This window comes from Micromonospora lutea (assembly GCF_016863535.1).
Lineage (GTDB): Bacteria > Actinomycetota > Actinomycetes > Mycobacteriales > Micromonosporaceae > Micromonospora > Micromonospora lutea.
Genome location: NZ_BOPB01000014.1, coordinates 123252 through 137904, shown reverse-complemented (window position 1 = coordinate 137904; position 14653 = coordinate 123252). Strand labels below are relative to the sequence as shown.

At 71.1% G+C, this 14653-nt stretch carries 11 protein-coding genes; 6 read left to right on the top strand and 5 right to left on the bottom strand.

Features of this window, described 5'->3' with window-relative positions; translation table 11 throughout:
• Positions 1-175: 175 nt before the first annotated feature.
• Both pgm and glgC read right to left on the bottom strand, forming a co-directional pair.
• The gene (gene pgm / locus Vlu01_RS15725) at positions 176-1828 is read right to left on the bottom strand and encodes a phosphoglucomutase (alpha-D-glucose-1,6-bisphosphate-dependent) (RefSeq protein ID WP_203999694.1); all 1653 of its coding nucleotides are present in this window, start codon (positions 1826-1828) and stop codon (positions 176-178) included.
• 52 nt (positions 1829-1880) lie between these two features.
• Complete coding sequence (gene glgC, locus Vlu01_RS15720) at positions 1881-3113, bottom strand: glucose-1-phosphate adenylyltransferase (RefSeq protein ID WP_203999691.1); 1233 nt, start codon at positions 3111-3113, stop codon at positions 1881-1883.
• A 96-nt stretch (positions 3114-3209) separates the two neighbouring features.
• Between glgC and glgA the strand changes: the two genes are divergently transcribed.
• Positions 3210-4403 carry a glycogen synthase gene (gene glgA, locus Vlu01_RS15715; protein ID WP_239095921.1) on the top strand — a complete coding sequence of 398 codons (1194 nt, stop codon included), beginning with the start codon at positions 3210-3212 and terminating at the stop codon, positions 4401-4403.
• 277 nt (positions 4404-4680) lie between these two features.
• On the opposite strand, the gene Vlu01_RS15710 is transcribed toward glgA, so the two are convergent.
• Together Vlu01_RS15710 and Vlu01_RS15705 are read right to left on the bottom strand one after the other, a co-directional pair.
• Complete coding sequence (locus Vlu01_RS15710) at positions 4681-5991, bottom strand: helix-turn-helix domain-containing protein (RefSeq protein ID WP_239095920.1); 1311 nt, start codon at positions 5989-5991, stop codon at positions 4681-4683.
• Complete coding sequence (locus Vlu01_RS15705; protein WP_203999688.1) at positions 5988-6185, bottom strand: hypothetical protein; 198 nt, start codon at positions 6183-6185, stop codon at positions 5988-5990. Before Vlu01_RS15705 ends, Vlu01_RS15710 begins: the two co-directional genes overlap by 4 nt.
• 206 nt (positions 6186-6391) lie before the next feature.
• On the opposite strand from Vlu01_RS15705, the gene Vlu01_RS15700 reads away from it, so the two are divergent.
• From Vlu01_RS15700 to Vlu01_RS15685, 4 genes are all read left to right on the top strand, one after another.
• Complete coding sequence (locus Vlu01_RS15700) at positions 6392-6619, top strand: winged helix-turn-helix domain-containing protein (RefSeq protein ID WP_203999685.1); 228 nt, start codon at positions 6392-6394, stop codon at positions 6617-6619.
• A 197-nt stretch (positions 6620-6816) separates the two neighbouring features.
• Positions 6817-8946 carry an alpha-1,4-glucan--maltose-1-phosphate maltosyltransferase gene (locus Vlu01_RS15695; RefSeq protein ID WP_203999682.1) on the top strand — a complete coding sequence of 710 codons (2130 nt, stop codon included), beginning with the start codon at positions 6817-6819 and terminating at the stop codon, positions 8944-8946.
• On the top strand, positions 8934-11036 hold the full coding sequence (gene glgB / locus Vlu01_RS15690) for a 1,4-alpha-glucan branching protein GlgB (RefSeq protein WP_203999679.1): 2103 nt from the start codon (positions 8934-8936) through the stop codon (positions 11034-11036). The genes Vlu01_RS15695 and glgB overlap by 13 nt, the downstream gene beginning before the upstream one ends.
• Positions 11037-11218: 182 nt before the next feature.
• Positions 11219-11758 (top strand): hypothetical protein, encoded by a 540-nt coding sequence (locus tag Vlu01_RS15685; protein ID WP_203999676.1) that lies wholly within the window; start codon positions 11219-11221, stop codon positions 11756-11758.
• Positions 11759-11866: 108 nt separating this feature from the next.
• On the opposite strand, the gene Vlu01_RS15680 is transcribed toward Vlu01_RS15685, so the two are convergent.
• The gene (locus Vlu01_RS15680; RefSeq protein WP_203999673.1) at positions 11867-12907 is read right to left on the bottom strand and encodes an App1 family protein phosphatidate phosphatase; all 1041 of its coding nucleotides are present in this window, start codon (positions 12905-12907) and stop codon (positions 11867-11869) included.
• Between the two features lie 114 nt (positions 12908-13021).
• Here Vlu01_RS15680 and Vlu01_RS15675 point away from each other — a divergent pair, with 114 nt between their 5' ends.
• Positions 13022-14647 (top strand): ArnT family glycosyltransferase, encoded by a 1626-nt coding sequence (locus tag Vlu01_RS15675; RefSeq protein WP_373307406.1) that lies wholly within the window; start codon positions 13022-13024, stop codon positions 14645-14647.
• Positions 14648-14653 lie beyond the last annotated feature (6 nt).

Below are 14653 nucleotides of genomic sequence, written 5' to 3'. Positions count from 1 at the left end.
CGATCAACCAGCACCACCTCTCTGGCGGCCGGTTCGCGCCCACATTCGCGGCTGTTGAGTACGGATACTCAGCACCGCTGAGGACGGACACTCGCCTCCGGCGCTGCTCCTCCCCCACACGTGCAGAACACGGACGCGTACCGAGGCGTCGCCCAGTGAAAGGCCGGGGCAAGACTCAGCGGGCGGTCATCAGTACCTCGGAGACGAGCTCCTGAGCCTCCTGTTGGATGCGGGTGAGGTGCTCCGGCCCCTGGAACGACTCGGCGTAGATCTTGTAGACGTCCTCCGTGCCGGACGGGCGGGCGGCGAACCAGCCCGACTCCGTGGTGACCTTCAGGCCGCCGATCGGGGCACCGTTGCCGGGGGCGGTGGTCAGCGTGGCGGTGATGGGTTCGCCCGCCAGCTCGGTGGCGCGTACCTGCTCGGGGGAGAGCTTGCCGAGGACGGCCTTCTGCTCCCGGGTGGCCGGTGCGTCGATGCGGGCGTACGCGGGCGCGCCGAAGCGGCCGGCCAACTCGCCCCAGTGCTCGCTCGGGGTACGCCCCGTGCTGCCGATGATCTCGGCGGCGAGCAGGCAGAGCAGGATGCCGTCCTTGTCGGTGGTCCAGGTGCCGCCGTCGCGGCGCAGGAAGGACGCCCCGGCGCTCTCCTCACCGCCGAAGCCGACGGCACCGTCGAGCAGCCCGGGTACGAACCACTTGAAGCCGACCGGGACCTCCAACAGTGGGCGACCCAGATCGGCGGCGACCCGGTCGATCATCGAGGAGGAGACCAGTGTCTTGCCGACGGCCGCGTCCGGTCCCCACTGCCCACGGGTACGGAACAGGTGGGCGATCGCCACCGCCAGGTAGTGGTTGGGGTTCATCAGCCCGGCGTCGGGGGTGACGATGCCGTGTCGGTCGGCGTCGGCATCATTGCCGGTGGCCACCTGGTAGTCGCCGCGCATGGCGATCAGCGAGGCCATCGCGTTCGGTGACGAGCAGTCCATCCGGATCTTGCCGTCACCGTCGAGGGTCATGAACCGCCAGGTCGGGTCGACCGTCGGGTTGACCACGGTTAGGTCGAGCCGGTGCCGGTCGGCGATCTCGCCCCAGTAGTCGACGCTGGCGCCGCCGAGCGGGTCCGCGCCGATGCGGACTCCGGCATCGCGGATCGCGTCGAGGTCGAGCACCGCCGGCAGGTCATCGACGTACGCGGCGAGGAAGTCGTACGTGCCGGTGGTGTCGGCGGCGCGGGCCCGTGCGTACGGGATCCGGCGCACCTCCTTGAGCCCGGCGGCGAGGATCGCGTTCGCCCGATCCTGGATCCACTTCGTGGCGTCGGAGTCGGCGGGGCCGCCGTGGGTGGGGTTGTACTTGAATCCGCCGTCGTCCGGCGGATTGTGCGACGGGGTGATCACGATGCCGTCGGCCAGGCCGCTGGTGCGGCCCCGGTTGTGACCGAGGATCGCGTGCGACACCGCCGGAGTGGGGGTGTAGCCGTCGCGGCTGTCCAGCAGCACAGTGACGTCGTTGGCGGCGAGCACCTCCAGGGCGTCCACGGCCGCCGGGGTGGAGAGCGCGTGGGTGTCCCGGCCCAGAAACAGCGGCCCGTCGACACCCTGCTCCCGCCGGTAGTCGCAGAGCGCCTGGGTGACGGCGAGGATGTGGTCGGAGTTGAAGGCGTTGCGCAGGCTCGACCCACGGTGCCCCGAGGTGCCGAACGAGACCTGCTGTGCCGGGTCCGCCGGGTCGGGATGCTCGCTGTAGTAGGCGGTCACCAGCCGTGGTACGTCGACCAGGTCAGCGGGCTGCGCCGGCTGACCGGCACGCGGATGACTACCACTCACGGGGCCAGCCTTTCGTTCGCGACTGCGGGGCTCGCAAGCTCACTCCTCGCGCTCACGGTTCTACCTTCTGTCCTTTGCCGATGACCACGATGCCGTTGTCGGAGACGGTGTAGCGCTGCCGGTCCCGTTCCAGGTCCACCCCGATCTCGGCGCCCTCGGGCACCTGCACGTTCTTGTCGAGGATGGCTCGGCGGACCACCGCGTGCCGGCCGATGTCGACGCCCTCCATCAGCACCGCGCCGTCCACGTGCGCCCAGGAGTGCACCTTCACCTTCGGTGCGACGATGGAGTTCTCCACCAGCGAACCGGAGATGACCGCGCCGGGCGAGACCATCGAGGCGACCGCCCGGCCGACCCGCTCACCCCACTGGTGCACGAACTTGGCCGGCGGGTACGGCGGCTGCTCGGTGTAGATCGGCCAGTCGAAGTTGTAGAGGTTGAACACCGGGTGGACGTTGATCAGGTCCATGTGCGCGTCGTAGAACGAGTCGAGGGTTCCCACGTCGCGCCAGTAGCCCCGGTCCCGGTCGGTGCTGCCGGGCACCTCGTTGTCGCGGAAGTCGTAGACATTCGCCTCGCCGCGCTCGACCAGCATCGGGATGATGCTGCCGCCCATGTCGTGCTTGCTGGTCTTGTCCTCGGCGTCGCGTTCGACCGCCTCGATCAGTGCCCGGGTGGTGAAGACGTAGTTGCCCATCGAGGCGTAGATCTCGTCGGGCGCGTCGGGCAGGCCGACGGCATCGGTGGGCTTCTCCCGGAAGGCCCGGATCCGTCGACCGTCCTCACCGACCTCGATGACGCCGAACTGGTCGGCTGTCGACAGCGGCTGTCGGATGCCGGCGACGGTCACCGCGGCGCCCGAGGCGATGTGGTCCTCCACCATCTGCCGGGGGTCCATCCGGTAGATGTGGTCGGCACCGAAGACGATCACGTAGTCGGGCTGCTCGTCGTAGATCAGGTTGAAGCTCTGGTAGATCGCATCGGCGGAGCCGGCGAACCACCAGGGACCACGGCGCTGCTGCGCGGGCACCGGCGTGACGTAGTTGCCGAGCAGCGTCGACATCCGCCAGGTCTTGGTGATGTGCCGGTCGAGGGAGTGGGATTTGTACTGGGTCAACACGACGATCTTCAGATAGCCGGCGTTGGCCAGGTTGGAGAGGACGAAGTCGACCATGCGGTACATCCCGCCGAACGGGACGGCCGGCTTGGCCCGGTCCGTGGTCAGCGGCATCAGGCGCTTGCCCTCTCCGCCGGCCAGGACGATCGCGAGCACCTTGGCAGCCATGAGCAGACGCTATCCATACCGGTGCCGGTTCACCACTCGTACGGGCACAGTTCCACAGCGCGGTACGGCGTCCGATTCTGCACTAGGGTGCCGGACATGACCGACTCCGCACCGCTGCGCGTGGACCTGCTGACCCGCGAGTATCCGCCGGAGGTCTACGGCGGCGCGGGGGTGCACGTCGAGTACCTGGCCCGCGAGCTGCGCCGACTCAGCGACGTGCGGGTGCACTGCTTCGGCGCGCCGCGCACCGAGCCGGGTGTGCGGGCGTACGCCGAGCCGGCGAGCCTGAGCGGCGCGAACCCGGCGCTGCGGACCATGGGGGTGGACCTGGAGATGGCCGCCGCGTGCGCCGGCACGGACGTGGTGCACAGCCACACCTGGTACGCCAACCTGGCCGGGCACACCGCGAAGCTGTTGTACGGGGTGCCGCACGTGGCGACCGCGCACAGCCTGGAGCCGCTGCGACCGTGGAAGGCCGAGCAGCTCGGTGGCGGCTACGCCCTCTCCTCCTGGTGCGAGCGCACGGCGTACGAGGCGGCCGACGCGATCGTGGCGGTCAGCGCGGGGATGCGTCGGGACGTGCTGGCGGCGTACCCGTCGGTCGATCCGGACCGGGTCCATGTGATCTACAACGGCATCGACACCGCCCAGTACGCCCCGGACCCGGGCACCGACGTGCTGGCGCGCCTCGGCATCGACCCGGCCCTGCCCAGCGTGGCCTACGTCGGTCGGATCACCCATCAGAAGGGTCTGCCGCACCTGCTGCGCGCCGCCCGCGAGTTGCCGCCGGAGACGCAACTCGTGCTGCTCGCCGGCGCACCGGACACCCCGGAGATTGCCACCGAGGTGGAGAGCCTGGTCGCGGAACTGCGGGCCCGCCGCTCCGGTGTCATCTGGGTCGCCGAGATGCTGCCCAAGTCCGAGGTGATCCAGGTGCTCACCCATGCCACGATCTTCGTCTGCCCGTCGGTGTACGAACCGATGGGCATCGTCAACCTTGAGGCGATGGCCTGCGAAACCGCGGTGGTGGCCACCGCCACCGGCGGCATCCCCGAGGTGGTCGCCGACGGCGAGACCGGCCTGCTGGTCCCCATCGAGCAGACCGTCGACGGCAAGCCCGTCGACCCGGCCCGCTTCGAGGCCGACCTGGCGGCCCGACTGAACGAGCTGCTGGCCGCTCCGGAACGCGCGGCGACGCTGGGCCGAGCCGGGCGGCGGCGCGCGGTCGAGCACTTCTCCTGGGACGCCGTCGCCGCCCAAACCCTCGACCTATACCGCTCACTGATGTAAGGAAGGGCACCTTATTAACGCCTACGGTAGAGAAGGGTTCCCTTCTCACGTTGAGACCCAATCAGTCGGCGTGTAGCAGCTCCATGAGTTCATCGGTGGACATGCCTCCGGTGCGCGTCGTGCCGCCACGGCCACGCATGTGCCGCACCAGACGCAGACCTCGGCGCCCGTCAACCGACGGGTGCAATCTTGGACAGTTTCCGTTCGCGTGGAACGGTAACTGTCCAAGATTGCGTAGGCGCTTGGCGAGAGTGAGGATTCGGGCGAGCATGCCGGCTCAGGTGGTGTGCAGGGTGGCGGCGAGGCGGGCCAGGCCGGCCGGGGCGGCGGCGGACCGGGCCACGACCTGGAGCAGCTCCCGCGCCGCCGGCCGGTCGCGCACCTCGCCGCGAGCGGTGCTGTCGGCCTCCAGCAACGCCCGTCCGGCCCGGGTCATCTCGCCTATCCGGGCGTACGCGCGGGCGACATCGAGCAGGTACGCGGCCCGATGCTCGGCCGACAGCCACCACCACCCGGCCCCGGTCACCAGCCGCTCGTGCCGCGCAGCCGCCAGGCTGGTGTCCCCGAGGGCGATCTCGACAAGCACCCGGGCTGCCTCCACCGACGCTCCGAAACCCGTCCCGTCCGATACCCCGAGAATTCCCTCCATCGCCAGCTCCCCGCCGTTCAACCCGCCCGGCAGCCCGCCGCTCGCAACACGCAGCGGCCCGTTGCCCAGCCTGCCCGGCGGCCCGTGGCTGGTACCGCCCGGCTGCTCCGGCGCGAGCGCGGCGGCCTTGCCGAGCAGTTCCACCGCGTAGCGGCCGTCACCGAGGCCACCGGCGGCCAGTCCCGCCTGGAGCAGCAACGTCCCGCGTAGGGGGATATCGGTTGGGTTGTTCGCCGGATCGCCTGACGGAGCGACGCGGCGGGCGGCCACAAGAGCGGCATCCAGCGCCGACCGCCGCCGGCCCACCGCCCGCAGCGCCTGCGCCAGCGGTATGGTCGCCACGCCGGTCAGTCGCGGGTCCCCGGTGGCCTGGGCGACGGCCATGCCCCGATCGGCGGCCAGCCACGCCGATTCTCCCTGGCCCACCTTCACCAGCACCAGGGCGACGAGGCCGTACGCCGTCATCAGCAGTTCGTCGGCGACCCGACCGAAGCGGGCGGCCTGCGCCTGGCGGGTGGCGTCCAGCAGGCCGGGCAGCGAATCGAGCAGCACCGGGTACCGGGCATGCCGGTAGCTCTGCCACGCATGATCGAGACCGGCCCGCAGCTGCGCGAGGCCGAGCGGCTCGGGGGGCACCTCGACGTGATAGCGGGCCAGGGCAGCGCGCAGCCGCTCCACGCCGCTGGCCCGAGCCGGCCGTCCCGGTCGTCCCGGTCGTTCCGGCAGCAGGATCTGCACGTCGATCCGGAGCGCGTCGGCGATCTCCCGGAGGTTGGAGACCCGCTCCAGCCGGCGTACCCCGCGCTCGATTTTGTCCACCCAGCTCTTGGACTTGCCGATCCGGTCGGCGAACTGCTGCTGGGTCATGTTCCGCCGTATCCGCCACTGCGCGACCCGCCGGCCGACCGGCAGCTGGTGCGCCGTCCGTCCCTCGCTCACCGGAGGATCCCGGCCACCAGCAGCACGAGTACGACCAGCGCGACGACCAGGCCGTAGACGTACTGCCGGCGGGTGACCGGCGCACGGGCGGGACGGGGTGGGCCGGTCACCCGGTCCCCGTCGGGGTGTGGGGGCCGAGTCCCGGGAACCGGGTACGCCGGAGGCAGCGGCCCGTCATGCGGACGCTCGCGCATCTGTTCCTCCTTGCGATGGGCAGGAAGGTGCAGGTCAGGGCGGGATGGCACGGGGGCTCCACCCCGCCCTGCGCAAAGGCACTCCGCTGCTGACGAGAGGCCTCTGATGCTTGGAACTTAGGACCCTCAGTAGCCAGAGTCAACACAGGGTCCACACCGTGTCGCGACTGGTGAGAATCTGGAGGGGCTGACGAGAGGTGGTCAACATGCCCCGCAAGCCTGTGTATGAGCAGGTTGTCGACGACATCACCACATCGATCCGGACCGGCACGCTCAAGCCCGGTCAGAAACTCCCGACCATCGCCGAACTCGCGCGGCAGTACAACTCGTCGGACAACCCGATCAAGCGCGCCCTCTGGATCCTCGATGAGCGGGGCTGGATCGAGGTTCACCAGGGCAAGGGGTCGTTCGTCGCGGACAATCCACCCACCTGAGACGCGCCGCCCGGCACTGCCTGCCTGCCAGGCGAAGGGCAGGCAGGCAGCAACTTTGGGGAAGTTGTTGTGTCCAACCGCCTGCGAGGCAGCAACATCCCCGAAAGTGCAACCACCAGTGGATCAACCCCGCGCGGTGCGGGCAGGGTGGGGCGGGAGCCGAGCGGGAAGCGATCTCGGGCAGTAGGTTGAACCGGGTGAGCGGACGGTTCCCGATCGAAGACGTCTCCCCTGTCGTCTCCTGCGGTCGCTACCCGGCCAGGGCGGTCGTCGGCGAGGTGGTGCCGGTGTCGGCACGTGCCTACCGGGAGGGGCACGACGCGCTCGGCTGCAACGTGGTGTGGCTCGGCCCGGACGGGTTGGCCCGCCCGTTCACCCGGATGCGTCCGGGTGAGCCCGGCCAGGACCGGTGGCACGCCAGCATCGTGCCGGACGCCGTCGGCGAGTGGATGTTCACCGTCGAGGCGTTCAGCGACCCCTACCTGACCTGGCACAACGCGATCACCAAGAAGATCGCCGCCGGCCAGGGGCCGGGTGAGCTGGCCAACGACCTGGCCGAGGGCGTACGCGTGCTGACCGCCGCCGCCAAACTGGTGCCCAAAGCCGAGCAGGCCCGCCTCAGGAAGGCCGCGAAAGCGCTGGGCGACGCCGACCGGCCGGTGCCGCAGCGGGTGGCCCCGGCGCTGGAACTGGCCGACCTGCTCTGGGAGCATCCGGTGCGGGAACTGGTCACCACCGGCGAGGAGTACACCCTCTGGGTGGACCGCGAACGGGCCCTGTACTCCGCGTGGTACGAATTCTTCCCCCGCTCCGAGGGGGCGATCCCGGCGACCGTCGACGCGCCGGCCCGCTCCGGCACCTTCGCCACCGCCACCGAGCGGCTGCCGGGCGTCGCCGCGATGGGCTTCGACGTGCTCTACCTGCCGCCGATCCACCCGATCGGCCGGGTCAACCGCAAGGGCCCGAACAACAGCCTGGTCGCCGGGCCGGACGACGTGGGGTCGCCGTGGGCGATCGGCGCGGCCGAGGGCGGGCACGACGCGATCCACCCCGACCTGGGTACGCCGGAGGACTTCCGCGACTTCGTCGCCGCCGCCGCCGACCACGGCCTGGAGGTGGCGATGGACCTGGCGTTGCAGTGCGCGCCGGACCACCCGTGGGTGACCGAGCACCCGGAGTGGTTCACCACCCGGGCCGACGGGAGCATCGCCTACGCGGAGAACCCGCCGAAGAAGTACCAGGACATCTACCCGCTGAACTTCGACAACGACCCGGACGGCATCCGCGCCGAGGTGCTGCGGGTGGTGCGGCACTGGGTCGGCGAAGGCGTGAAGATCTTCCGGGTGGACAACCCGCACACCAAGCCGGTCGACTTCTGGCACTGGCTGATCTGGGAGGTCAAGCGGGTCGACCCGGACGTGCTCTTCCTCGCCGAGGCGTTCACCCGGCCGGCGATGATGCACGGGCTTGCCAAGGTCGGCTTCACCCAGTCGTACACGTACTTCACCTGGCGGACCTCGGCGGCCGAGATGCGCGAGTACTGCGCGGAGCTGGTGGCGGCGGCCGACTACATGCGGCCGAACTTCTGGCCCAACACGCCGGACATCCTGCACGCCTCGTTGCAGCACGGCGGGCCGCCGATGTTCAAGATCCGGGCGGTGCTGGCCGCGCTGCTCTCCCCCTCGTGGGGCATGTACGCCGGCTACGAACTCTTCGAGCACGTCGCGCGGCCCGGCGCCGAGGAATACCTCGACAACGAGAAGTACGAGCTGCGGCCCCGCGACTGGGCCGGCGCGGAGGCGCACGGCCGTTCGCTGGCGCCGTTCATCGCCACCCTCAACCGGGTACGCCGCGACAACCCGGCCCTGCGCCGGCTGCGCAACCTGGTCTTCCACGACATCGACAACCCGGCCCTGCTCTGCTGGTCCAAGCGTGACCCGGCGAGCGGCAACACCGTGCTGGTGGTCTGCTCGTTCGACTCGCAGACCGTGCAGTGGGGAAACACCACGCTGGACATGCCGGCGCTGGGGCTGGACTGGCACGACCGGTTCACCGTGCACGACGAGCTGACCGGGGTCAGCTACGACTGGGGGCAGCGCAACGCGGTCCGGCTCGACCCGTACCTGCAACCGGCGCACGTCCTCACCCTGCACCGTCCGACCGGGGTGACGCAGGCGGCGACGGCCGGCGCGGCGGATGCCGGGTCGCCAGGTTTGACCGGCACCGAGCCGGCCACCCTGACGACCGAAGAGGTGCCCGCCGACCTGTCGGGCGGCACCGCGCCGACCGCTCCCGCCGAGAAGGACGACACCCGATGGACCAGCTGATTTCCGGGGAGATCCACGACCCGCACGCGGTGCTCGGTGCACACCCGGCCGACGGGCGTACGGTGATCCGCACCCTGCGTCGGGGTGCGGGCGATGTCAGCGTGCTGGTCGGTGACGAGCGGCACCCGATGAAGCGGGTGCATGACGGCGGGGTCTTCGAGGCCACCGTCCCCGGCGAGGTGCTCGACTACCGGCTCGACGTCGACGGCGTACGCCACGACGATCCGTACCGTTTCGCGCCGACCCTCGGCGAGCTGGACCTGCACCTGATCGGTGAGGGCCGGCACGAGCGGCTGTGGGAGGCGCTGGGCGCCCGCGTGGTCGACGGTGGGGTGGCGTTCGCGGTGTGGGCGCCGAACGCCCGGGGAGTGCGGCTGGTCGGCGACCTCACCGGCTGGGCGCCCGACGACGGCTGGCCGATGCGCTCGCTCGGCGCCACCGGGGTGTGGGAGATCTTCGTTCCGGGTGCCACCACCGGTGCCCGGTACAAGTACCGGGTGCTGGGCGCGGACGGGCACTGGCGGGACAAGGCCGACCCGCTCGCCGCGTACGCGGAGGTGCCGCCGGCCACCGCGTCGGTGGTGCACCGGTCGGCGTACGAGTGGTCCGACGCGGAGTGGATCAGCCGACGGTCGCAGCGGCAGCCGCACCAGGAGCCGATGAGCGTGTACGAGGTGCACCTGGGCTCGTGGCGGCCCGGCCTGGGCTACCGGGAACTGGCCGAGCAACTGGTCGCGTACGTGGTGGAGCTGGGTTTCACCCACGTGGAGTTCCTGCCGGTGATGGAGCATCCGTTCGGCGGTTCGTGGGGCTACCAGGTGACCGGCTACTACGCGCCGACGTCCCGGTTCGGCGACCCCGACGACTTCCGGTACCTGGTGGACCGGCTGCACGCCGCCGGAATCGGCGTGATCCTGGACTGGGTGCCGGCGCACTTCCCCAAGGACGAGTGGGCCCTCGCGCGCTTCGACGGCACCCCGCTCTACGAGCATCCCGACCCCCGCCGGGGCGAGCACCCCGACTGGGGCACCTACGTGTTCGACTTCGGCCGCCGGGAGGTCCGCAACTTCCTCGTCGCCAACGCCCTGTACTGGCTCGACGAGTTCCACGTCGACGGACTACGGGTGGACGCGGTCGCCTCGATGCTCTACCTCGACTACTCGCGGCAGGACGGGCAGTGGACGCCGAACGTGCACGGCGGCCGGGAGAACCTGGAGGCTTTCGCGTTCATGCAGGAGGTCAACGCGACGGTCTACAAGCACCACGCCGGGGTGGTGATGATCGCCGAGGAGTCGACCGCCTGGCCGGGGGTGACCCGGGCCACCGGCGACGGCGGGCTCGGTTTCGGCTTCAAGTGGAACATGGGCTGGATGCACGACACCCTGCTCTACACCTCGAAGGACCCGATCTACCGGCAGCACCACCACCATCAGCTCACCTTCTCCCTGGCGTACGCTTGGAGCGAGAACTACGTGCTGCCGATCAGCCACGACGAGGTGGTGCACGGCAAGGGCTCCCTGGTCGGCAAGATGCCCGGCGACACCTGGCAGCGGCTGGCCAACGTACGCGTGCTGCTGGCGTACATGTGGGCGCACCCGGGCAAGCAGTTGCTGTTCATGGGCTGCGAACTGGCCGACGACCGGGAGTGGAGCGAGGAACGCGGCCTCGACTGGTACCTGCTGCACGATCCGGCCCGGGCCGGCGTGCAGCGCCTGGTCGGCGACCTGAACCGGGTCTACCGGGACACCCCGGCCCTGTGGGCGCAGGACACCTCCCCCGCCGGTTTCCGCTGGCTCGCCGGAGACGACGTCGCCAACAACGCCATCTCGTTTCTCCGGATCGCACCCGACGGGGCAACCCTGGTCTGCGTGGCCAACTTCTCCGCGCTGCCGCTGGAGGACTACCGCATCGGGCTGCCCGCCGCCGGTGCCTGGTCGGAGGTGCTCAACACCGACGCCCACCATTACGGCGGCTCCGGGGTCGGCAACCTGGGCGCGGTGCACGCCGAGAACGTCCCGTGGCACGGCCAACCCGCCTCGGTGGCGCTCCGCGTGCCGCCGCTGGGCGCCCTCTGGCTCCGCCCCGCCTGAGGTGAACGGAAGGGCCCCTTATTAACGCCTACGGTAGAGGAAGGGCCCCCTGCTAACACCGCCGAGGCGGTCGTGCGGGGACGTGGGCCGGGACCGCCGGCTCCGGTCGGCACCTCGGATGGTGAACCGCTCGGGCTCCGCGTCCGTACTGCTGCCAAAGTGGATCACGAGGCGGAGGATCGATGGCTAGCAGGAGCAGGCGTACGGCCCGGGGCAGTGACAGTGAGCCATCGCCGCGACAGCGGAAGATCGCGGGCATCGCGGCGGTCGGGGTGACCCTGGGGGTGGCCTTCGCGGTGTCGACCGGGACCAGTTCGGCCAGTGAGAACTGCGACGGCCTGAACGCCGCCGTGGGTAACAACCTGGCGTTCATCGCCGACCAACTGATCTTCCCCGATGAGCTGTCGGAGGCCCGGATCGCCAACCGGCAGGCAGTCATCGACCAGTTGGAACAGCGGCGCGCGGCGGCCGGCTGCACCGGCGAGGTCGAGGTCCCCGACGCGGACCCGAACGCGGCGCTCAACGGCGGCGCGGCGGAGAACTGCGACGGCCTCGACACCGCCGTACGCAACAACCTCACGTTCATCGCCGGGCAGCGGCGCCACCCCGACGCGCTCTCCGAGGCGCGCATCGACAACCGGGAGGCCGTGATCGACCTGCTCGAACAGCGGCGCACCCTGGCCGGCTGCACCGGCGAGGTGACGCTGACACCGGGCGGCTGACCCACCGGAGGCGGGCGGGGCGCACCGGGCGCACCGCCCGCGCCGCGGGAACAGGATCGGCGCGACAGGTCAGACCACACACTGCGGGAACAGGATCGGCGCGACAGGTCAGACCAGGCCCGCGCCGCGCAGCAGGGTCCACAGGCCGGCACCGTCGGGGGCGGAGAGCCACTTCTGCCCCGCCGGCCCCTCGGTGTCCTCGCCGTGTGGGAGCGGCAGGCTACCGGCGAGCACCGACTGGGCGGGCGACAGCCGACGGATCGCCACCGCGGCGACGTTGTCCGGATGGGCGACCGCGAACTCGCGGTAGATCTCCTGGTCGTGCTGACCGTCGTCGCCGACGAGCAGCCAGCGTACGTCGGGGAACTCCTTGGCCAGTCGAGCCAGGGTGGCCCGCTTGTGTTCCCGGCCGCTGCGGAACCAGCGGTCCTGCGTCGGTCCCCAGTCGGTGAGCAGCAGCGGCCCGGCCGGGTAGAGGTGCCGGGACAGGAACCGGGTCAACGTCGGCGCGACGTTCCACGCGCCGGTGGACAGGTAGAACACCGGCGCGCCGGGGTGGGCGGTGACCAGCCGTTCGTAGAGCACCGCCATGCCGGGCACCGCCGCGCGGGCGTGTTCGTCGAGGACGAACGTGTTCCACGCGGCGAGCAGCGGCCGGGGCAACGCGGTCACCATGACCGTGTCGTCGATGTCGGAGAGGACGCCGAACCGCACCTCCGGGTCGAGGATGCGCACCGGCGCCTCCACCGGCTCGGCGTCGGGCATGCTCAGCCGCACCGAACCCCAGCCGGGTGGCAGGCCCGCCTCGACCACGGTGTCGATGAAGCCACTGCGGTCGGCCTGTGCCTCGTGGATCACCCCGCCGGTCTCGATGGTCACGGTGACGTGCTTGGCCGGCAGGGTGGTGAAGCTGCGCCAGCCTCGGACCTTGTCCAGCCGACCCCGCTGACGAGTGTCGGGCCGCCCCAACAGCACCCGACACATCACCCGTACCCAACCGGGCGCTCCGTAACCGGTGTACGCGATGATGTTGGTCCGCCAGCCGGTCCGCCGCAGCCGGCGTTCGACCAGGGCGTGCACGGCGTCCTCGATCCGCGCGGCCCGGTGCAGGTTCGGTACGGCCAGCTGGCCAGCGGGAGTGGGTGGCACGAATGCAACCCTGCCACAGACCAGCCACCTCGGCCACGCGAGCTGAGCCGAACCGCCACGTGCAACGTCACCGCCGTGACACACTCCGGTCGGGACGGCGACGGGGGCGAGGTCGTGCCACAAGCGGCAGCGGAACCAGAGCAGCAGCGCGGGCGGTGGCGGCCACGGCTCGACCGACCGGCGCTGGTCGCCCTGCTGTTCGGGGTGATCGGTGTCGGTTACCGGCTGGTGCTGGTGCTGACCACGGTGCCCGTGTCCAACAGCGACGAGGCGACCTTCGGGCTGGCCGCACTGCACATCGCACAGGGGCGCGAACAGCCGATCTTCCTCTACGGCCAGCGGTACATGGGCACCCTGGAGTCGTACCTGGCCGCACCGCTGCTCGCGGTGACCGGGCCGAGCTGGCCGGCGCTGCGGCTGCCGGTGCTCGCCCTCTACGCGCTGTTCCTCTGGCTGATCCACCGGTTGACCCGGCGGATCGGCTCGCCGTGGTTCGCCGCCCTGATCGTCGGGCTGCTCGCCCTCGGCTCCGAACGGGTCGTCCGGGACCAGGTGACCACGGTCGGCGGGCGACCGGAGGTCAAGGTGGCGGTGCTGGCGATGCTGCTGGTCGTGGTGGCGCTGGCCCGAGGCACGACAGCGCGCCGGGGACTGGCCGTGGGCGGCTTCGGGCTGCTCGCCGGAGTGGCGCTCTGGTCGGACTGGCTGATCGTTCCGTACCTGGCGGTGGCCGGGCTGGCGCTGCTGTGGGCGCTGCGCCGGGAACTGCTCGGCTGGGCGGGTCTGCTGCTGGTCGTCGGTGTCGTCGTCGGGCTCGCCCCGATGATCCGGGACAACCTGGTCGCCCCGCCCGGGCAGGACTCCCTGTCGGTGTTGCGGGGTGTCAGCGGCGAGGACGGCCCGGTCCCGCCCTGGTCGCAGCGGCTCGGTGGGGGGCTGCTGGACGGCGTGCCGCTGGCCGCCGGGCTCTGCCCGGTCGACGGCTGCGCCCGCTGGCAGACGTGGTTCGGTCTGCTCTACCCGGTGCTGCTGGTGGTGGCGGCCACGCTCGCCGGGCTCGCGTACCGGCGGGCGACCGGGCGTGGCGACCGGGTCGGCCCCGTCGTGCACCTCGCGCTGCTCGTCGGCGCGGCGCTGACCCTGCTGGCGTACGTACGCAGTCCGCTGGCGGCGACCGACCCCCTGGGCAACGCCCGCTACCTGTCGGTGCTGCAACTGTCGCTGCCGGCGGTGCTCTGGCCGCTCTGGGTGGCGGCGGTGGCCGCCCGACGGGGCACGGCCGGCGTGGCGGGCCGGGTGGCCGGTGCCGCCTCCACCGCCGTGCTGGGTGCGCTGGCGGCGAGTTCGCTGGTGGTGACGGTGCTCTTCGCCACCTCCGGTGCGACTCCGGGGCGCATCGAGGAACGACAGGCCCGCCAGTTGGCCGACACGGTACGCGCGGCCGGCCTGCGCGAGGTGTACGGCGAGTACTGGACCTGCAACCGGCTGGTCTTCAACACCGCTGAGGAGGTGATCTGCGGGGTGCTCGACGGCAATCTGCACCCCGGGCAGAACCGCTATCCGGCGTACTGGTGGCGGCTGGCCCGGGCGCAGCGGCCCGGGTACGTGCTGGCGGCCGACGCCCCGGCGGACCGGCGGCTGCGGGAGATGCTCGGCGACCGGGCCGGTGCGGCGCTGCTCACCGAGATTGGCGGGTTCCGGGTGTACCACCCGCCGGAGCCGCTGCGCCCGTGGCGTTAGAGTCAC